The 19,387-nt window shown below is 72.4% G+C and carries 16 protein-coding genes; 12 read left to right on the top strand and 4 right to left on the bottom strand.

Features of this window, described 5'->3' with window-relative positions; all coding sequences use genetic code 11:
* Positions 1-18: 18 nt before the first annotated feature.
* Positions 19-252 carry a DUF6480 family protein gene (locus ACIPFH_RS17945; RefSeq protein ID WP_401827516.1) on the bottom strand — a complete coding sequence of 78 codons (234 nt, stop codon included), beginning with the start codon at positions 250-252 and terminating at the stop codon, positions 19-21.
* Between the two features lie 198 nt (positions 253-450).
* On the opposite strand from ACIPFH_RS17945, the gene ACIPFH_RS17940 reads away from it, so the two are divergent.
* Both ACIPFH_RS17940 and ACIPFH_RS17935 read left to right on the top strand, forming a co-directional pair.
* Complete coding sequence (locus tag ACIPFH_RS17940) at positions 451-2,355, top strand: AMP-dependent synthetase/ligase (protein WP_401827515.1); 1,905 nt, start codon at positions 451-453, stop codon at positions 2,353-2,355.
* 185 nt (positions 2,356-2,540) lie between these two features.
* Positions 2,541-2,987, top strand: coding sequence for an ATP-binding protein (locus ACIPFH_RS17935; RefSeq protein ID WP_401827513.1), 447 nt, complete (start codon positions 2,541-2,543; stop codon positions 2,985-2,987).
* A 69-nt stretch (positions 2,988-3,056) separates the two neighbouring features.
* Here ACIPFH_RS17935 and ACIPFH_RS17930 read toward each other — a convergent pair whose 3' ends face one another.
* Both ACIPFH_RS17930 and ACIPFH_RS17925 read right to left on the bottom strand, forming a co-directional pair.
* Entirely contained in the window at positions 3,057-3,464 is a 408-nt protein-coding gene (locus ACIPFH_RS17930) for an ATP-binding protein (RefSeq protein ID WP_401827511.1), read from the bottom strand.
* Positions 3,465-3,538: 74 nt separating this feature from the next.
* A complete protein-coding gene (locus ACIPFH_RS17925) occupies positions 3,539-3,910 on the bottom strand; it encodes a PRC-barrel domain containing protein (RefSeq protein WP_356259866.1) in 372 nt (123 codons plus the stop codon).
* Positions 3,911-4,109: 199 nt separating this feature from the next.
* Here ACIPFH_RS17925 and ACIPFH_RS17920 point away from each other — a divergent pair, with 199 nt between their 5' ends.
* The 4 genes from ACIPFH_RS17920 (at position 4,110) to ACIPFH_RS17905 (ending at position 12,771) form a co-directional block, all read left to right on the top strand.
* A complete protein-coding gene (locus tag ACIPFH_RS17920; RefSeq protein WP_401827510.1) occupies positions 4,110-4,997 on the top strand; it encodes an RNA polymerase sigma factor SigF in 888 nt (295 codons plus the stop codon).
* Positions 4,998-5,299: 302 nt separating this feature from the next.
* On the top strand, positions 5,300-9,310 hold the full coding sequence (locus ACIPFH_RS17915) for a HAMP domain-containing protein (RefSeq protein ID WP_401827508.1): 4,011 nt from the start codon (positions 5,300-5,302) through the stop codon (positions 9,308-9,310).
* A gap of 55 nt (positions 9,311-9,365) precedes the next feature.
* Positions 9,366-11,873, top strand: a complete 2,508-nt coding sequence (locus ACIPFH_RS17910; protein WP_401827507.1) for a SpoIIE family protein phosphatase — start codon at positions 9,366-9,368, stop codon at positions 11,871-11,873.
* Positions 11,874-12,381: 508 nt separating this feature from the next.
* Positions 12,382-12,771 (top strand): STAS domain-containing protein, encoded by a 390-nt coding sequence (locus ACIPFH_RS17905; protein WP_401827505.1) that lies wholly within the window; start codon positions 12,382-12,384, stop codon positions 12,769-12,771.
* A 165-nt stretch (positions 12,772-12,936) separates the two neighbouring features.
* On the opposite strand, the gene ACIPFH_RS17900 is transcribed toward ACIPFH_RS17905, so the two are convergent.
* Positions 12,937-13,410 (bottom strand): MarR family winged helix-turn-helix transcriptional regulator, encoded by a 474-nt coding sequence (locus tag ACIPFH_RS17900; RefSeq protein ID WP_401827503.1) that lies wholly within the window; start codon positions 13,408-13,410, stop codon positions 12,937-12,939.
* 105 nt (positions 13,411-13,515) lie between these two features.
* Here ACIPFH_RS17900 and ACIPFH_RS17895 point away from each other — a divergent pair, with 105 nt between their 5' ends.
* From ACIPFH_RS17895 to ACIPFH_RS17870, 6 genes are read left to right on the top strand one after another with little or no spacing between them, the layout of a single operon-like run.
* Complete coding sequence (locus ACIPFH_RS17895; protein WP_401827501.1) at positions 13,516-14,793, top strand: PP2C family protein-serine/threonine phosphatase; 1,278 nt, start codon at positions 13,516-13,518, stop codon at positions 14,791-14,793.
* 5 nt (positions 14,794-14,798) lie between these two features.
* Positions 14,799-15,698, top strand: coding sequence for an STAS domain-containing protein (locus tag ACIPFH_RS17890; RefSeq protein ID WP_401827500.1), 900 nt, complete (start codon positions 14,799-14,801; stop codon positions 15,696-15,698).
* Positions 15,695-16,099, top strand: a complete 405-nt coding sequence (locus ACIPFH_RS17885; protein WP_401827498.1) for an STAS domain-containing protein — start codon at positions 15,695-15,697, stop codon at positions 16,097-16,099. The genes ACIPFH_RS17890 and ACIPFH_RS17885 overlap by 4 nt, the downstream gene beginning before the upstream one ends.
* Complete coding sequence (locus tag ACIPFH_RS17880; protein ID WP_401827496.1) at positions 16,096-16,542, top strand: anti-sigma regulatory factor; 447 nt, start codon at positions 16,096-16,098, stop codon at positions 16,540-16,542. The genes ACIPFH_RS17885 and ACIPFH_RS17880 overlap by 4 nt, the downstream gene beginning before the upstream one ends.
* Positions 16,542-17,648 (top strand): SpoIIE family protein phosphatase, encoded by a 1,107-nt coding sequence (locus tag ACIPFH_RS17875; RefSeq protein WP_401827494.1) that lies wholly within the window; start codon positions 16,542-16,544, stop codon positions 17,646-17,648. The genes ACIPFH_RS17880 and ACIPFH_RS17875 overlap by 1 nt, the downstream gene beginning before the upstream one ends.
* The gene (locus ACIPFH_RS17870) at positions 17,645-19,381 is read left to right on the top strand and encodes a PP2C family protein-serine/threonine phosphatase (RefSeq protein WP_401827493.1); all 1,737 of its coding nucleotides are present in this window, start codon (positions 17,645-17,647) and stop codon (positions 19,379-19,381) included. The genes ACIPFH_RS17875 and ACIPFH_RS17870 overlap by 4 nt, the downstream gene beginning before the upstream one ends.
* Positions 19,382-19,387: the final 6 nt, after the last annotated feature.

The following is a 19,387-nucleotide window of genomic DNA, read 5'->3' as shown; positions in this document are numbered from 1 at the left end:
GCGCCGCCGCGCCCGCGCTCAGAGCATCAGAACGATCGCGTACGCCAGGAAGAAGGCGGCGCACAGCACGACGAGGACGATGATCAGGGTGAGCGGGCCCTTGGCCCAGCCCTTGGGCGGGTTGTGCGTCTCCCGGGGGCCGGCGCCCGGCATGCTGCTCTCCGCGGGCGGGGTCTCGCCCGGGGGGACGCCGCCGCCCGGTTCCAGTCCGGTGGTGCGTTCGGGTTCGGGGTCGGGATTGTTGTGGCTCATGCTCTCCGAGTCCCCCGGACCGCCGACTTCATCAGCGGTGGACCGGCCGGGAGTGCCGACGGTCGGCAGGCACAGATCATCAACGCGGATTACTTATTCGTTCCAGGCCACAACCGGTCCCACCTGGGCTAGATTCGACCACCGTCGATAACAGTCCCCGTCGGCGGAGTCACAGCCCGTACCCCTCAGGAGCAGCGCATGCGCGACTTCGCCCTCGCTCCCCCGGCCACCACTCCCCTGACCGGAGGGCTCGCCGACACCGTCTTCGAGACAGCCGCCCGCACTCCCACCCTCCCCGTGCTCGCCCGCCGTCCGGAAGCCGCTTCCGCCGACTGGGAGGAGGTGACGGCCGTCGAGCTGCGGGACGAGGTGGTCGACCTGGCGAAGGGGTTCGTGGCGTGCGGGATCTCGCCCGGCCACCGCGTCGCGATCATGGCACGGACCCGGTACGAGTGGACGGTGGTCTGCCACGCGCTGTGGTCCATAGGGGCCGAGGTCGTCCCGGTCTATCCGACGTCCTCGCGCGAACAGGTCGAATGGATCCTGCGGGACGCGAACTGTGTGGGCGTCCTCGTCGAGGACGAACAGAGCGTCATGACCGTCGGCTCGGTGTGCGCGGCCCTGCCCTCGCTGCGGCACGTCTGGCAGCTGGACGCCGGGGCGTTCGGACAGCTGGCGCAGCGCGGCGAGTTGGTGCCGATCACCACGGTGGACTCGCTGCGCCGGATCGTGCTGCCGGACTCCACCGCGGTGATCGCCTACACCTCCGGAACGTCCGGCCGGCCCCTGGGCTGCGCGCTGAGCCACCGCAGCCTGGCCAGCCCCTGCGACACGCTCCTGGCCGGCTGGGGACACACGGCCGCGCCGGCCGGCCGCCCGGCGAGCGTCCTCGCCTTCCTGCCGTTCTCCCACGTGTACGGGCTGATGATCCAGGGGCTGTGTCTGCGCGGCGGCATCCTGATGGCCCACGAACCCGATCTCAGCGCGGAGGCGCTCGCGGAGTCGCTGCGCACCTTCCGTCCGACGTATCTGCACGCGGTGCCGTCGGTGTTCGAGAAGATCTACAAGAACTTCCTGCGGGCGGCCCAGGAAGCGGGTCGCGGCGCGCTGTTCGAGCGGGCGGCGGAGACGGCCCGGGACTTCGCGGCCGCCGTCGAGCGGCAACGGCTGGGCCGCGGCTCCGGGCCCGGCTTCGACCTGCGGCTCCAGCACGCCCTGTTCGAACGGACGGTGTACCGCCGCCTCCGGGCGGCGCTGGGCGGCCGTGTCCACCGCGCCACCTCGGGCGGCTCCCCGCTCCACCGCGACCTGTCCCTGTTCTACGAGGGCATCGGCATCTACGTGCACGACGGGTACGGCCTGACCGAGACCAGCGGCGGGATCACGATGCAGCCGCTCGGCCGGGAGAAGTCGGGCACCGTCGGACAGGCCCTGCCCGGCATGGACATCCGGGTGGCAGGCGACGGGGAGATCCTGGTGCGCGGCCCGTCGGTGTTCCAGGGCTATGTCAACGACGAAGCCGCGACGCGGGCCGCGCTGTGGGGTGGCTGGCTGGCCACGGGTGACCTCGGGTTCCTGGACTCCGACGGCTACCTCACCATCACCGGCCGCAAGAAGGACGTGATCATCACCAGCAGCGGCAAAAGTGTGGCACCGGCCTCCCTGGAGCAGCGGTTGCGGATGCATCCGCTCGTCCATCAGGCCGTGGTCGTGGGCGACAACCGGCCCTGCGTGGGCGCGCTGATCACCCTGGACCCCGACTTCCTGGCGCACTGGCGCGGGAACCTGCTGCTGCACGGCGACACCGACAGCCGGGAGGCCCGCGAGGAGAACGCCCTGCGCGAGGAGATCGGACGGGCGGTGGCCGCCGCCAACAGCGCGGTGTCGCGCTCGGAGTCGATCCGCGCCTTCCGCATCCTGCCGCAGCCGTTCGACCAGAACAACGGCCTGCTGACGCCCTCGATGAAGCTGCGCCGCGACTCGATCGTGGCGCACTACGCGGCGGAGATCGAGGCGATGTACCAGGCGCGGGCGCGTCTGCCCCGGCAGAGCGCACCGGAGGAGGTGCTCGGCTGGGACGACGCCGACGACGTGTTCCGCTGAGTCGTGGGCGTCCGGGCCGGAGACGCCGCGCGTCGGGCGGGCGGCGATCGCGTTGCCCCGCGGCCATATGCCGACGGAGGCCGGACGCGTAGCCTGGGACGGCTCGGGAACCCTGAAGGGGCGACGCCAGAGAGCCGTACGAGAAAGGATGACGGTCCCGGACGCCGAGGGACCGCACTGACGACATGGGAACCGAGCCACGTGGTAACGACGCACTGTCCTCCTGGGCGATTCCCAGCCGCATGGCCCGCTTCGCGGGTGAACCACAGGACGTGACGGGCGCGCGACTGACCACGGAGGAGTTCCTCCACGAACTGGCCCGTGCGGTGCCGCCCACGGCGCCCGAGTGCTGGCACGACATCGTGCTGATCGTGACGGAGCTCGCCGCCAACGCGGTCCAGTACGCGCCGGGCCCCTTCGAACTGCACCTGCGCCCCACCTTCGACGGCGTGCACGTCACGCTGCACGACACCAACAGCACTCCGCCGACTCCCCGGCCGTTCCACCCCGACAGCGGGGGCGGTGGCATCGGCTGGTATCTGGTGCACACCCTGTGCAGTCAGGTCAGCGTGGTGCCGAACGAGGTCGTGCAGGGCGAGGGCAAGGACGTACACGTCTTCCTGCCCTGGTGAAAGTACCGGCGTTGACGGAGACACCTCGCCCCGGGCGGACCCGGCGATCCGCTGACGCCGGCGGTCCTGTCAGGCCGGTCGGCCGGCGGTCCGGATCGGCAGGAACACGTTGATCGTCTTGCCGCACGCGTTCCCGGCCGTGGGCCGCTTGTCGATGACGATCTCCCGCGCCAGCCGGACGACCAGCGGCCAGCCGTAACCGCCCACGCGGTGTCCGGCCGGCGGGGAGTGCGCTCCGCACAAGGGGGCGGGCGCCTCATCGCTGTGGTCCCGCACGGCCACCCGGACACCGTCACGCACCGGCGTCGTCTCGAACCCCGCGAGTCCGCCGCCGTGCCGCAGCGCGTTGGTCACCAGCTCCGAGACGACCAGCAGCAGGTCGACGACGTCCTCCTCCCGCGCCGGCCGGCCGGCCCGGTTCCACCGGGCGTCCACCACCGCGCGGGCGTGGGCCCGGGCCGCCGAGGCGGTCCTCACCGGTGTCGCAGGCGCCGGTGTCGCAGGCGATGCCGGCCCGGACGCCGGCCGGGCGGGCGCGAGTTCCTCCTCCGTCACGCCGATGCCGTCCCCCTTCGGGTCAGCCGACGGTAGTGGTCGCCGACGGCGGTGAGGTACGCCGGGTCCGTCGTCTCGCTGTCGGTGCGGAAGCGGGGCGCGTCCTTGACCTGGTCCCCGGTGCAGATCAGGGACACCGTGCGGCCCGGGTGATCGACAGCCGTCACGACGCCCGCCGGGACGACGGCGCTCCTGCCGAACAGCCACACGCCCGTGTCGACGACCAGGTGCCGCATGCCGTGGGGGTCGGCCTCGCGCTCCACGTGTCCGAGGGTGCCGTCCGCCGTCACGACGGCGTAGCCGGTCAGATCGTGCCCTTCGGCGTACCCGCTGTCCGGCGTGTACGACCAGATTCCGTCGATGGTCACACTGCTCCCTTCTCGCGCTCCACAGCTGCAATTACCCTCCCGTGGCGACCGCATTCGGGGCGCGTCTGTCCGTTCCCGACCGAAAGGAGTGGGTAGATGTCACCGGGCGGAAAGCCCGTGCGGATCGCCCCGCATGAGACGCGGAAGTCTGGGCAGGCGCACTCCGTCAGCGACCGGCTCGACGAACGGAGTGAACGGCATGGATGCCGTGACGGCACAGGCACCGACGGCCACGGCCACGGCAGTACGGGCGGGCATCGAGGACCCGCGGGGAGGGGTTCCGTTCATCGAGATGCCCACCCAGGTGAGCCCGAAGGACGCGCGGGAGCTCTCGCGCCGCTTCTTCGACCGGCTCGCCGTCGTGGAGGAGGGCACGCACGAGTACCAGTACGTGCGCAACACCCTGATCGAGATGAACCTTTCTCTGGTGCGGTACGCCGCCTCCCGCTTCCGCGGCCGGGGCGACTCCATGGAGGACATCGTCCAGGTCGGCACGATCGGTCTGATCAAGGCCATCGACCGTTTCGAGCTGACCCGCGAGGTCGAGTTCACCTCGTTCGCCGTGCCGTACATCGTCGGCGAGATCAAGCGCTTCTTCCGGGACACGAGCTGGGCGGTGCACGTTCCGCGCAGGCTCCAGGAGGCCCGGGTCGAACTGGCCAAGGCCACGGAGGAGCTCCAGACGCGGCTGGGCCGTATGCCCACCACCCGCGAGCTGTCACAGCTGATGTCACTGTCGGAGGAGGAGGTCATCGAGGCGCGCAAGGCGTCCAACTGCTACACGTCCGCCTCCCTCGACGCGGCCCTGACCTCCGACGGCGGCGCGGACGGCGAGTCCGTGCTGGCGGACTTCATCGGCGCCGAGGAGCCGGCGCTCGAGCTGGTCGAGGACTTCAACTCGCTGGCACCGCTCATCGCCGAACTCGACGAGCGGGAGAAGCTGATCATCCATATGCGCTTCGTGGAGGAGCGGACGCAGGCGGAGATCGGCAAGGAGCTCGGCATCTCGCAGATGCATGTGTCCCGTCTGATCAGCCGCATGGTGCAGCGTCTTCGGACCGGTCTGCTGGGATCCGAGGTCGCCTGACCCACAGGATCCGGTCATGAACTGCCCGGGACGGCGACCGCGCCGTTCCGGGCAAAACCCGTTCTGGTACCCCGCTTCCGTTCGTGTATGCATGGTGTCCGCCCCCTGTATTTCCTGTGCGCGCAAAGTGACGTGATGCTTTGTTACGCCGCCCTTCCGTGGGTTAGCCTGCGGCGGATTTCTCTCATCGCGCACATCCGTGAACTGCGGAAATGCACGCACGACATGCGGTGCCGTCCAGCGTGGGCGGCCCGGTTCCGAGTCCCCGCCCGGGGGCTCCTGGGGAGCGGAACGAGGTTCGCATGACCAGCAACGCGACCGAGTCCTTGGACTCGGTTCCCGGTGACCACGAGCTCAGGCAGCTCCTGGCCGGCCTGACGGCCGTACGGGACGGGGACTTCGGTACCCGGCTGCCCACCGACGGCGACGGTCTGCTGGGTGATATCGCCACTGTCTTCAACGGCATGGTCGACCAGCTGTCCGTCTTCACCTCCGAGGTCACCCGGGTGGCCCGGGAGGTGGGCACCGAGGGCACTCTGGGCGGCCAGGCGGAGGTGCCCGGGGTCTCGGGGACCTGGGCCGACCTGACGGACTCCGTCAACGCCATGGCGGGCAACCTGACGACCCAGGTGCGGGACATCGCCCAGGTGGCGACCGCGGTCGCCAAGGGTGACCTGTCGCAGAAGATCGACGTGCCGGCCCGGGGCGAGATCCTTCAGCTGAAGGAGACCGTCAACACGATGGTCGACCAGCTGTCCGCCTTCGCCGACGAGGTGACCCGCGTCGCCCGCGAGGTCGGCACCGAGGGACGCCTCGGCGGCCAGGCCCAGGTCCCCGGGGTGGCCGGTGTGTGGCGCGACCTCACCGATTCGGTCAACTTCATGGCCGGGAACCTCACCAACCAGGTCCGCAACGTCGCCCAGGTGGCGACCGCGGTCGCCAAGGGCGACCTCTCCCAGAAGATCACCGTCGACGCCCGCGGCGAGATCCTCGAGCTGAAGAACACCATCAACACCATGGTCGACCAGCTCTCCGCCTTCGCCGACGAGGTCACCCGCGTCGCCCGCGAGGTCGGCACGGCGGGCAATCTGGGCGGGCAGGCCACGGTCCGCGGGGTGTCGGGCACCTGGAAGGACCTCACCGACAACGTCAACGTCATGGCGTCGAACCTGACGGGCCAGGTGCGTTCCATCGCCCAGGTCGCCACCGCCGTGGCCCGCGGCGATCTGTCGCAGAAGATCACCGTCGAGGCCAAGGGCGAGGTCGCCGCGCTGGCGGACGTCATCAACACGATGGTGGACACGCTGTCCGCGTTCGCCGACGAGGTCACCCGCGTCGCCCGCGAGGTCGGCACCGAGGGACGCCTCGGCGGCCAGGCCCAGGTGCCGAACGTGGCCGGGACCTGGAAGGACCTCACCGACAACGTCAACTCGATGGCGAACAACCTCACGGGCCAGGTCCGCAACATCGCGCTGGTCACCACCGCGGTGGCCAAGGGCGACCTGTCGAAGAAGATCGACGTGGACGCCCGCGGCGAGATCCTCGAGCTGAAGACGACCATCAACACCATGGTCGACCAGCTCTCCGCCTTCGCCGACGAGGTCACCCGCGTCGCCCGTGAGGTCGGCACCGAGGGACGCCTCGGCGGCCAGGCCGAGGTGGAGGGCGTCTCGGGCACCTGGAAGCGCCTCACCGAGAACGTCAACGAGCTCGCCGGGAACCTGACCCGGCAGGTCCGCGCGATCGCGGAGGTCACGAGCGCCGTCGCGGAGGGCGACCTCACCCGGTCGATCACCGTCGTGGCCTCCGGCGAGGTCGCCGACCTCAAGGACAACATCAACTCGATGGTGGAGTCCCTGCGCGAGACCACCCGGGCCAACCAGGAGCAGGACTGGCTCAAGACCAACCTGGCGCGCATCTCCGGCCTCATGCAGGGCCACCGCGACCTGCCCGTGGTCGCCGAGCTGATCATGGACGAGCTGGTACCGCTGGTGTCGGCCCAGTTCGGCGCCTTCCACCTCGCCGAGGACGGCCCGGAGGGACCGGAGCTCCGGCTCGTGGGCGCCTACGGCTACCCCGCCGACGACGACCGTCCCACCCGCATCCCGTTCGGCCGCTCCCTGGTCGGCCAGGCCGCGCGCAGCCGCCGCACGATCATCGTCGACGAGCTGCCGGCCGGATACGTCACCATCTCCTCGGGCCTCGGGCAGGTGGAGCCCAGCGCCCTGGTGCTGCTGCCCATCGTCTTCGAGGGGCAGGTGCTCGGCGTCATCGAGCTGGCGTCCGTCAGCGCGTTCACCCAGATCCACCGGGACTTCCTGGAACAGCTGAGGGTGACGATCGGCGTCAACGTCAACACCATCGTGGCGAACGCCCGCACGGACGAGCTGCTCGACGAGTCCCAGCGGCTGACCGCCGAACTCCAGGCCCGGTCCGCCGAGTTGCAGTCCCAGCAGGAGGAACTCCAGCACTCCAACGCCGAACTGGAGGAGAAGGCCTCCCTGCTGGTGGCGCAGAACCGCGACATCGAGGCGAAGAACCTCCAGATCGAGCAGGCCCGGCAGGAACTGGAGGCCCGGGCGCAGCAGCTGTCCCTGGCGTCGAAGTACAAGTCGGAGTTCCTGGCGAACATGAGCCATGAGCTGCGCACCCCGCTCAACAGCCTGCTGATCCTGGCCCAGTTGCTGGCCCAGAACCCCTCGCGCAACCTCACGCCGAAGCAGGTCGAGTACGCGGGCATCATCCACTCGGCCGGATCGGACCTGCTCCAGCTGATCAACGACATCCTGGACCTGTCGAAGGTCGAGGCCGGCAAGATGGACGTCTCGCCGGAGCGGGTCTCGCTGCGACAGCTCATCGAGTACGTCGAGGCCACGTTCCGGCCGATGACGTCGCAGAAGAGCCTCGAGTTCACGATCGACACGGCCGCCGGAGCCCCCGCCGACCTGCTGACCGACGACTCCCGGCTGCGTCAGGTGCTGCGCAACCTGCTGTCCAACGCGGTGAAGTTCACCGAGCAGGGCAGTGTCGAGCTGCGCATCGAGTCGGCCTCCGACGAGGAGGTGCCCAGCGGAGTGGTCCGCGGCGGCACCGTGGTGGCGTTCCGGGTGAAGGACACCGGCATCGGCATTCCGGAGCAGCAGCTGGAGACCATCTTCGGCGCCTTCCAGCAGGCGGACGGCACCACCAGCCGCAAGTACGGCGGCACCGGCCTCGGACTGTCCATCACCCGTGAGATCGCGCATCTGCTCGGCGGCGCGGTCACCGTGGACAGCACACCGGGACGCGGCAGCACGTTCACCCTCTACCTGCCGGTCGCGCGGCGGGACTTCCAGGAGGTCGCCGACGGCGGCCGCCCGGTGGAGCGAGTCCTCGGCGGCACGCCCACGGCGCTCCCCGTCGGCTCCCCCGGGGTGCCCGTGACCGTCGGCGGCACGGCCGGGCGGCGCCCGCGCCGGCTGCTGGTGGTGGAGGAACGGCCGCGCGGTCTGCTGACCCTGGTCGCCGAGAGCGTCGTGGCGGACATGGCGCGCGGCCGGGAGGACGGCACGGCGGCGCCGGTCGACATCGTCACCGCCGTCGGGGCGCACGAGGCGGCGGGCGCGCTGGCCGCGGAGCCCTGCCACTGCGTCGTCCTGGAGCTCGGCATGCCCGACGCGGAGGCTTCCCGGTTCCTGGAGGCCCTGCACGACGACTCCGTGCTGACGGGCGTGCCGGTGCTCGTGCACAGCGGACACCGCGCGGACCTCGCCCAGGAGGAGAGCCTCCAGTCCCGGGCGGCGGGCAAGCCGATGGAGTTCCTGTCCAGCCTGGACGAGCTGCGGGAGCGCATCACCCTGCATCTCTCCGCCGAGCAGCCGGGGGACGTCCTCGCGCTGGTCCGGGCGGACGATCCCCAGCACGCCCACCCCGTGGCTCCCCACCCGGCGGACGACGCCGTCGTGGGCCGAACGGTCCTGGTCGTCGACGACGACGCGCGCAACCTGTTCGCGCTCAGCGGGATCCTGGAACTGCACGGCATCCGGGTCCTGCACGCGGAGAACGGCCGCGAGGGGATCGAGACGCTGCGGAACAACCCGGAGATCGCGATGGTCCTGATGGACGTGATGATGCCCGAGATGGACGGGTACACGGCCACGGCCGAGATCCGCCGCATGTCCGAGTACGCCGACCTGCCCATCGTCGCCGTGACCGCGAAGGCGATGCCCGGGGACCGGGAGAAGAGCCTCGCCTCGGGCGCGAGCGACTACGTCACCAAGCCCGTCGACACCCATGACCTCATGTCCTGCGTCCGACGCTGGCTGACCGTCTGAGGACGTCCGCCCCGCCGCAGCCCCCAGGCGTCCCCCGACGAGGAGTCCGCACACCATGACCATTCCCACCCAGCCGAAGGAACCCGGCGACGACCGGACCCTGCCTCCGGCGGCCGCGTCCGCCGCGGCGCCGACCACCAAGACGGTGGAGGTGGGCCCGGTCCCGTCGGCCGGGGAGCGGCCCGCGCCCAAGGAGGGCGTGAACGCCCGGGAACCGGAGGGCGTCGCCGCGGCCTCGCCGGTGGGGCGGCTGGCCGCCACCGTGGACCGGCTGCGCCGGGAGGTCATGACGGCCCAGGCGGAGGCGGACGGGCGCGCCCTGGTCGAGCTCGCCAAGGGCATCCTGGTGGAGCGCCTCGGCTGTGGGCCGACCGAGGCGGCACAGCAGCTCTCCGTGCTGGCCGAACAGGCCGGCCTGAGTCCGCTGGAGTTCGCGGTGGACGTCATCAACCAGGCGGCCAAGGACCGGGTCTCCGAGGTGACGGCGGCCTTCCTGGCGGCCGTCACGACGGCGGACGATGCCGAGGAGCAGTCGGCGGCCGTGCGGCTGCGGGCCGCCGAGAGCGGGGCGCTGGCGGCGGCGCACGACACCCAGGCGGTCGCCGACTCCCTGCTCCAGCACGCGCTGGGCCCGCTGGGCGCGGTCGCCGTGGCCATCTGGGCGGCGGGCCCCGACGGTTCGCTGACGCTCGCCGGCAGCGCGGGGTTCTCCCCGGTGGAGGCCGAGCGCTGGCGGTACGTCCCGCCGGACGTGGCCACGGTGGCACGCAGCGGCCTCACCGAGGGCACGACCCAGTGGTTCGGGTCGCTGTCCCGGATCGGGCTGCCCACCATCGGCCGTCAGACGCACCCGGACGGTGGCCGGGCGGCCGTGCCCGCCGGAAACGCCGGGCGCGTGCACGGGGTCCTGGAAATCGCCTGGCCGGCCCCGCTGGTTCAGCAGCCGCCGGCGGTGGTGCGCCAGGTGGAGGCCCTGGCCGATCTGTGCGCCCACACGCTCCAGGCGTACGCCCACGGCCGGGGCCCCGGGCAGGAACCCCTGCTGCTGCCGGACGTGTCGGAGCTGAGGGACCTGACGGACGGGCTGCACGACCCGGCCCTCGTCCTGGTGCCGCACGTCGACACGGCGGGCAAGCTGGTGGACTTCCGCATCCAGCACGTCAACAGCCGGTTCCTCGACCCGGCGGGCCGGCCGCGCGCCGTGATCAACGGGGCCCTGCTGCTCGAGGCCTATCCGATGGCCGCGGGAGGCGGTGACCTCTTCCAGCGGATCGAGCGCGTGCACGCCACCGGCGAGCCGTTCCGCGCCCGCCGTATGAGTCTGACGGCGCTGGTCGGCGAGGTGCCGCTGGCCGCGGTCGCGGACGTCAGCATCAGCCGGCACGGCAGCTGTGTGCTGCTGATCTGGCGGATCGAGGACGAGGCGGCGCGGCTGGCGAGCCTGTTGCAGCACGCCCAGCGCCTCGGCCGTATCGGCGGCTTCGAGGAGGACCTGCTCACCGGCGAGACGACCTGGAACGGCCAGCTGTTCACCCTGTACGGGCGCTCCGAGTCCAGCCCTCCGGTTCCGCTGGAGGAACTGGCGGCGCACACCCATCCCGACGACGCGGTCGTCGTCGGTCGCCTGCTGCGCACGCTGCTGCACCGCCGCCGTCCGGCCTCCGCCGCCTTCCGGCTGCAGCGGCCGGACGGAGTGACCCGGCACATGCGGATCGTCGCCGAGCCGGTGCTCGACACCGACGACCGTCTGGTCGCCGTGCGCGGCGCCTACCAGGACATCTCCGCGCAGCACTGGACGGAGGTGGCACTCGCCGCCACCCGCGACCAGCTGGCGCAGAGCGAGCAGCACGCCAGCGAGCGCAGCCGGCTGGCACTTCAGCTCCAGCACGCCATCATGCCGCCGACCAGGGCGCCCCTGGAGGCCCCCGGCCTCCAGGTGGCGGTCCGCTACCGGCCGGCCGAGGAGGAGCACCTGGTGGGAGGCGACTGGTACGACGCCGTCGTGCTGCCTTCCGGACTGGTGATGCTGTGTGTGGGCGACGTGGCCGGGCACGGCATCGAGGCGGCGACCAGCATGGTGGTGCTGCGCAACGCGCTGCGCGGCCTGGCCGTGACCGGCGCGGGGCCCGGCCAGCTGCTGTCCTGGCTCAACATCGTCGCCCACCATCTGACGGGCTCCATCACGGCCACGGCGGTGTGCGGCCTGTACGACCCCGCCCGGCACACCCTGCGCTGGGCCAGGGCGGGCCATCTGCCGCCGGTGCTGGTGCGGGACGCCCAGGCGGCGCCGCTGCCCCTGCTGAGGGGGATGCTGCTGGGCGCCGTACCGGAGACGGTGTACGAGGAGGCGGAGGTCCAGCTGGCCGCCGAGGACACCCTGCTGATGTACACCGACGGACTGATCGAGCGGCGCGACCGGTCGGTGGAGGAGTCGCTGACCCAGTTGCTGGTGCAGGCGCGCACGGTGCCGCCGACGCTGGACCGGCAGCTGGACCGCCTGCTCACCTACAGCAGGTCCGACACGGACGACGACACCTGCATCGTGGGCATCCGCGTGCACTAGGCCGTGTCCGCGAAGTAGCGCCGGCTGCCCGGAGGGCAGGGCTCGCGGCGTCCGGTGCGTGCGGTCTCAAGGCGGACGGCCGCCCTCGTACCGGGTGTACGTGGGCGATCCCGACAACGCGGCGAGCGCGCGTGCCGGGCGTCGCGAGTCAGGCGGGACTTTGCGGACCCGACCTGGGTGTGTGGTCCGGACAGGTTGGCGACGCGGCCGGCTGGGGCCGGGCTCGCGAGCCCTGGCGCCGCGCCTCGCCGCCCTGATCCGAACGAAAGACCCCGGTGTCGCCGGTCCGCCCTGCGTGGGTCTGCCGTGCATGGGGGCCGGGATCGGGGGTATCCGCCTGTGCGCGACACCGGGCCGGCGATCCGCGGACGGTGGAAAGGGAAAGGGCAGGGCTCGGAACATGAAGACCGAATCGCGAGGCCTCCCACGCGTCCTCGTCCGCCGTCACCGCGCATCGAAGTCGCCCGCCGGGGTAGACGCTCCCGACCGTCAGCTTTCGGAGGTACGTGTGTCCATCGCCCAGAACCCCCTGTCCGTCGAGGTGACCCTGCCTCGCGAGGACGTCGCCCTGGTCACGGTCGAAGGCCATCTCGACCTCGACACGGCGACCGACCTGCAGGCCCATCTGGCCAATCAACTGCACCACGGCCGACGGCACTTCCTCATCGATCTTTCCGGGGTGCCGTTCATGGACTCGTCCGGCATGAACATCATCCTGCGGGTCTACCAGGAGGTCCGGGCTCTGCCGGGCAGTGTGCACGTGATCGATCCGACGCCGGCCGTGCGCCGGGTCCTGGAGCTCACCGGAGTCAGCCTCACCGTGCCCATATCGGAGAAGGTCGACGAGGCTCTGGAGCTCATCGACCGGCAGGAGCCGGCGGAGGGCCCGCAGGGCTGACGAACCATCGTCGGCCGGGTCCGGGGGACGCGCGAAAAGGGCTGACTGCCGTCCAATACTTGTCATTTGACAACTGTGTACGTAAGGCAACAGAGTGAGCGGGACAGTCATGCGGGAGGGAACGCGGATGTGCCTGTGGGCGAACCCGATCACCCGGGGACACCGTCAGGCGGTACGGGCGTCCGTCGCGTCCGCGTCGTGGATCTGCTCCGCCGCAGCCGAGCAGAACGCCTCCAGCCCGCGCAGCAGCGCGGTGCGCTGCGCGGCGGACATCAGCTCCAGCACCCCTTCCAGCGCGGCCTCGCGGCGTGATCTGAGGTCGGCGAGGAAGACACTCCCGCGGCGGCTCAGGAACAGCTCGAGCTCCCGGCGGCTTTCGGCGGCGACCCTGCGCTCGATGAAGCCGACGGCCTGGAGCCGGTCGCACAGCCGGCTGGTGGACGGCGGTGAGGACCCCAGGAAGGCGGCGAGCGTGCGCAGGTTGATGCCCTCGTGGTGCTCGAGGATGAACAGCACGCGCAACTGGGAGGCGGAGACCGGTGCCGTCGAGGCACGGCCCCAGAGGACTTCCAGCAACTCCGCCGCCTCTGAGGTCACACGCGCCACCTGGAGGGGCTGCGGACGCGAGGTGGAGGACATCACGCCCACACTCTCGCAGGCTTCCCGACGGCTGTCAGCCCACAGCCGTCTCCGGGGACACGGGCTCGGCGCCACGGCGTCCCGGGAAACGAGGTGACCGACCGCGTGGACAGACTCGTCGCCGTCGGGCGCGCCCTGCGCTCCGCGGCACCGCATCAGCTGCCCGACGCCCTGCGCCGGGTGCTGCGCACCCACTACGCGGCGGAGGCGGTGGAGTTCCTGCTGGCCGACTACGGGCTGACGGTCCTGCTGCCCGTGCCGCCCGCACCGAGCGGCTCGGAGCCGGTGCCCGCCCAGGGCAGCGCGCCCGGGCGGGCCTTCGGGTCGCAGCAGCCGTACGTCGAGGAGCCGGCCGCCGGACGGGTGCGGGCGCATCTGCCGGTGACCGTGCGCGGCGACCGGCTGGGCGTGCTGTCCCTGACGCTGCCCGCGCGGAGCCCGGGGCCCCTCGCCGAACTCGCCGAACTGGCGGAGCTCCTGGGGCACGAGGTGGTCGTCGCCCAACGCGACACCGACCTGTACGTACAGGCCCGCCGCAAGGACCGGTTGACGCTGGCGGCGGAGATCCAGTGGCAGTTGCTCCCGGCCCGCTCCTGCGCCCGGGAGGAGTACGCGCTGGGTGCCCAGCTGGAGCCCGCCTACGCCGTCTTCGGAGACAACTTCGACTGGGCGGCGTCCGCCGACCATCTGATGGTCTACGTCACCAACGGGATGGGTGAGGGCATCGAGGCCTCCCTGCTGACCAGCCTCGGCATCAGCGCGCTGCGCAACGCGCGCCGCGCCGGCGTCCCGGTCGAGGACCAGGCGGCCCTGGCCGACCAGGCCATCCACGCCCACTACCGGGGCGAGGCGCATCTGTCGGTCCTGCTGGTGGACATCGAGCTGTCGACGGGGCGGATGCGGATCGTCGACGCGGGCTCACCGCGGCTGCTGTTGCTGCGCGAGCGGGCCCTGTCCCTCGTGGACCTCGACGCGCAGCTGCCGCTGGGCATGTTCGAGGAGACCGACTACGTCGCCCAGGAGCTCACCCTGCTGCCCGGCGACCGGCTGCTGTTCGTCAGCGACGGAGTCCACGGGGTCGCCTCGCCGGGTGGCGAGACGTACGGCGAGCACGCCCTGGCGCGGGCGGTCGGCAACGCCTCCCTGCTGCCGGCGGCGGACGTCCCGGCCGCGGTGCTGCGCGAGCTGACCGGGCACCGGGGACGGCCCGACCCCGACGACGACGCGCTCGTCGTCTGTCTCGACTGGTTCGGGAAACGGCCCACCCGGTCCGGGGACCGGCCCGGGTCGACGGAGCCGGCCGGGACGGACGGCCCGGCCCCCACCGATCGCCACCGGTGGGCCCTTGGTGACGACACACAAGACGACAGGAACCAGGAGTGAAGCAGTTGCCGGAGCACGCAACGGCCGCAGACCACACAACGCCGGCGGGCGACGTGGGGAGGTTCCTGCACCGCCGCCGTGAACAGATCGCCCAGCGCTGGGCCGACGAACCCCTGTTCCGCACGGTGTTCACCGTCTCTCGGGACGAGGCGGTGGAGGCGGGCCGGGTCGTCGTCGACGCGCTGGCCCAGGTGGCCGACACCGGCCGGGTGGCCGACACGGACGCGGCCGGATTCACCGCGGTCCGCGAGCAGCTCGCCGGGATGGTGGCCTCCCGCGCCCGCTTCGGGCTCACCTCCGGCCAGGTGTCCACCGAGGTGGACGGCCTGCGCACGCCCGCCGTGAACCTGCTCGTCGCCGACCTGCCCGAGGCGTCGCCCGAGCACGTCAGGGAGTGCACGATCCTCCTGACCGTGCTCATGGGCACCCTGCGGCTGGTGTTCCTGGAGACCTCGCTGAGCGAGGGTCAGGCCCTCATCGAACGGCAGCAGTTGGAGCTGCTGGAGGCCGCGACACCGGTCATCCGGCTGTGGGACGGCATCGTCGCCGTGCCGCTCATCGGGACGCTCGACAGTGCCCGCAGCCAGGTCGTGATGGAGACGCTGCTGGAGTCGGTCGTCGACCAGCAGGCGCGCTTCGCGATTCTCGACATCACCGGTGTGCCGATGGTCGACTCGCTGGTGGCACAGCACCTGATGAAGACCGTCGCGGCCGTCCGGCTGATGGGCGCGGAGTGCGTCGTGTCGGGCATCCGGCCCGCCATCGCGCAGACCATCGTGCACCTCGGCCTGGACCTGGGCAACGTGGTCACCAGATCGAGTCTCGCCGACGCCCTGGGGTACGCCCTGCACCGGCTGGGTGCCGACATCGTGCCCGCGACGCCCGGTGGTGCGGGTCCTCGGTGAACCACGACCTCTCCCTCGCGGGCCAGGCCCCCGTACCGGTGCTCCGGCTCGGGGACGTCCTGCTGATCACCCTCCAGGGCGACCTGCACGACGGTACGGCGGAGCAGCTCCAGCAGGACATCGCCGAGCAGATCGTCCGCAGCCGGGTGACCGGCGTGGTCATCGACATCTCGGGGGTGGAGATCGTCGACTCCTTCCTGGGGCGTGTGCTGGCCGAGATCGCGGCGAGCGCGCGGCTGCTGGCCGCGCAGACGGTGGTGGCCGGCATGCGCCCCGCGGTGGCGATCACGCTGGTGGAACTGGGACTGTCGCTGCCGGGACTGCGGACCGCGCTCAGCACCGAGGCGGCCCTCGAGCTGCTCGCCGGGGCTCCGGGCGGCCCTCGCCGGGAGCCCCGGTGAGCGGGACGGCCGCGGGCGTCGAGGCCCGCCTGCCGATCCGCTCGGACTTGGACCTGGTGTGGCTACGGCAGCACGTGCGCCAGGCGGCCGCCGCGCTCGGCTTCGGCCTGGTGGAACAGACCAAGCTGGTCACGGCGGCCAGCGAACTGGCCCGCAACACGCTGGTGTACGGCGGTGGTGGCGAGATGGCCGCGGGCCGCGTGACCGACGGGCGCGGGGCGCAGGGGCTGCGGCTGACGTTCACGGACCGGGGACCGGGCATCGCCGACCTGGAGCGGGCCCTGAGCGACGGCTACACCTCGGGCGACGGGCTGGGCATGGGCCTGGGCGGTGCGCGTCGCCTGGTGCACGAGTTCGCCCTCGACAGCACGCCCGGCGACGGCACCACGGTGACGGTGACCTCCTGGGCGACCCGTCCACCACGGCAGCGCGAGGAGCACTGATGACGCGTGTCTGGGACGTTCCGGTGCACGACTCGACACGGGTGCGCGACGCGCGGGTGGCCGCGGAGGACGCGGCGGCGCTGGCCGGCCTGGGCCGCCCACGCACCGCCGACGCCGCCCTCGTGGCGACCGAGCTGGCGACGAACCTGCTCAAGCACGCGCGCGGCGGACAGCTCCTCGTGGAGACGGTCGTCCCGTCGAGCGCACGGGCGGGCGGACTCGTCGTGCAGATCGCCGCCATCGACCACGGCCCCGGTATGTCCGACGTACCCGCCGCCCTGGGCGACGGGTTCTCCACGGCGGGCTCGCTCGGCGCCGGCCTGGGCACCTGTCGGCGGGTGGCCGACGACTTCGACCTGCACAGCGTCCTCGGCCGCGGGACGGTCGCGCTGGCCCGGATCGGCGGCACGGCCAGAACCCACGCCCGTCGTGATCCGCGCCCCGGGCCGGCCGGGGCCTCGGCGCCGGGCGCAGCCTTCTGCGAGCCCGGCCCCTTCACCGTGCGGGTCGGTGGCGTCAACGTCCCTTACAGGGGCGCCGAGCACTCCGGGGACGCCTGGACCTGCGTCCGCGACGGTGACCGGCTGACCCTGATGCTGGCCGACGGGCTGGGCCACGGGCCCGAGGCCGCCCGTGCCTCGACCGCCGCGGTGCGCGAGGTACATCGCTCGGCCCACCTCGCCCCGGCCGAACTGCTGCGCCGCCTCGACGAGGCGCTGCGCGGCACGAGGGGCGCCGCGGTCGCGGTGGCCCAGCTCGACGTAGCCGCCGGGCGGCTGCGGTTCGCCGGCATCGGCAACATCGGGGCGCGGCTGCGCCAGGGCGACTCCTGGCGCCATCTGCTGTCCCGGCCCGGCATAGTGGGCACCCATCGGCCCACCACGCTGCCCGAGACCGAGGTGGCCTGGGCCGCGGACCGCGTGCTCGTCCTGCACAGCGACGGGCTGCCCAGCCGCTGGGCGCCGCCGGCCGGCCCCTGGATGCTCTCCGCCGACCCCGCCGTCGCGGCAGCAGTGACGATCCGCGACGCCGGCAGTTCCGCCCGGCCGGTGCGCGACGACACCGCCGTGGCCGTCCTGTCCCCGAGCCCGCCGGACCGCCGATGAAGCACACCTGGCCGATCAGCACCTTCACCGACGCGGCTCGCGCGCGCATCACCACCGCGCGGATCGCCGCCGCGTACGGCGTGCCGCCGCTCGAACGCACCCGGCTGTCGGCCGCCCTCAGCGCGCGGCTGCGCCGGTGTCTGACCAAGAGCGGCGCCTGGCAGTTCACCGTGACGGCGGCCCGGGGTTCGCTGCGGGTGGAGGTCGCTGCCTCCCCCGCCGACGGCGAAGCACCGTGGGTCGTCACGGCGCCCTGCCCGGAGCCGGCCCCGGCAGCCGTCGGCGACGCCGTGGCGGCGGACGCCGCGGCCCTCTCGGAGGCCCTGCTCGGCGCCGACGAGGACACCGCCCTGGTGCTGGAGCGACTGGCCGAGCAGGAGGAACTGGTCGCCTTCCACCGGGACGAGCTGCACCAGACCAACCAGGGTGTACTGGCACTGCACGCGGAGCTGGACGCCGCCGGACGGGCGCAGCGCGAGGCCTTCGCGGCGGAGCGCGAGGCGCGCCGGGAGGCGGAGGACGCGCGGCGCAGGCTGACGTTCCTGGCCGACGCCAGCGCGGCGCTGACGGCCTCGCTGAACCACGAGGAGATCGTGCGCCGGCTGCCCGGGCTGCTGGTGCCCGAGTACGCCCGCACGGTCGACGTCTGGCTCTTCGACGCGGAGGACGAGCGGGCGGCGCCGTCCGTTCCGCGTCCGGCGGCCGCCGTGATCGCGGCCCGTACCGGACGCCCGCAGTACGCGGCCGCGCACCCCGGCGGCCTGCCCGGCGTGGAGGACCAGCCGCCGTCGGCACTGCATCCCGGCCGGCCCCTGCTGTGCGTGCCGCTGCCGACGCGCCGCGCGCCCCTCGGCGTCCTGACGCTGACCCCGCCGGGCGAGCGCTGGAACCCCGACGACGCCGTCATGCTCGTGGAGCTCACCCGGCGGGCCGGCGGGGCACTCGACAACGCCCGCCGCTTCGAGCACAACCGGGACATCGCCGAGACCCTCCAGCGGGCCCTGTTGACCGACCTGCCGGCCACCCCCGGCCTGCGTCTGGCCGCCCGCTATCTGCCGGCGACGTACGGGCTGAACATCGGCGGCGACTGGTACGACGCGTTCCGGCAGCCCGACGGCAGTCTGATCACCGTCATCGGCGACGTGACGGGGCACGGGTTGCACGCGGCCGTGATGATGAGCCAGCTGCGCACCGCGCTGCGCGCGTACGCCGTCGACGGCGGCAGCCCGGGCGTGCTGCTGACCCGGCTGCACACGTTCCTGCACCATCTCCAGCCCGACCTGTACGCGACCGCCGTGATCGCCCGCTTCCAGCCCGGTGAGCCCGTGCTGACCTGGGCGGCCGCGGGTCATCCGCCGCCGGTGCTGCGCGGCCCCGACGGGCGGGTGCGCACCCTCGACGCCAAGCCGGGGGCGATGCTCGGCATCCCGCTGCACCAGGAGATCTCCGACCACACGGTGCCGCTGGAGCCGGGGTCGACGCTGGCGCTCTACACGGACGGGCTGGTCGAGCGGCGGGCCCAGGGCATAGACCCGGGCATCGACCGGCTGGCGGCGGCGCTCGGCGCGTTCCGTGCCGAGGAGCTGGACGCGGACCTGGACGGCTCGGCGGAGCGCATCCTGGAGCCGATGCTGAGCGACTCGGAGCGCGACGACGACGTCTGTCTGCTGCTGTGCCACATCGACAGCCGCGTCGACCGGCACATCGGCGGCCATCTGCGGGCCGGGTCCTGAGGGCCG

The sequence above is a fragment of the Streptomyces sp. NPDC088157 genome (assembly GCF_044741545.1).
GTDB lineage: Bacteria > Actinomycetota > Actinomycetes > Streptomycetales > Streptomycetaceae > Streptomyces.
Note: the sequence above shows the minus strand (reverse complement) of the source record. Positions and strands in the feature narration are given on the sequence as shown.

Excerpts from the sequence above, each read along its gene's own strand:
- ACIPFH_RS17870 (WP_401827493.1), top strand. The coding sequence starts at position 17,645 with ATGAAGCACACCTGGCCGATCAGCACCTTCACCGACGCGGCTCGCGCG.
- ACIPFH_RS17945 (WP_401827516.1), bottom strand. The coding sequence starts at position 252 with ATGAGCCACAACAATCCCGACCCCGAACCCGAACGCACCACCGGACTG.
- ACIPFH_RS17915 (WP_401827508.1), top strand. The coding sequence starts at position 5,300 with ATGACCAGCAACGCGACCGAGTCCTTGGACTCGGTTCCCGGTGACCAC.
- ACIPFH_RS17900 (WP_401827503.1), bottom strand. The coding sequence starts at position 13,410 with ATGTCCTCCACCTCGCGTCCGCAGCCCCTCCAGGTGGCGCGTGTGACC.
- ACIPFH_RS17920 (WP_401827510.1), top strand. The coding sequence starts at position 4,110 with ATGGATGCCGTGACGGCACAGGCACCGACGGCCACGGCCACGGCAGTA.
- ACIPFH_RS17935 (WP_401827513.1), top strand. The coding sequence starts at position 2,541 with ATGGGAACCGAGCCACGTGGTAACGACGCACTGTCCTCCTGGGCGATT.
- ACIPFH_RS17940 (WP_401827515.1), top strand. The coding sequence starts at position 451 with ATGCGCGACTTCGCCCTCGCTCCCCCGGCCACCACTCCCCTGACCGGA.
- ACIPFH_RS17875 (WP_401827494.1), top strand. The coding sequence starts at position 16,542 with ATGACGCGTGTCTGGGACGTTCCGGTGCACGACTCGACACGGGTGCGC.
- ACIPFH_RS17910 (WP_401827507.1), top strand. The coding sequence starts at position 9,366 with ATGACCATTCCCACCCAGCCGAAGGAACCCGGCGACGACCGGACCCTG.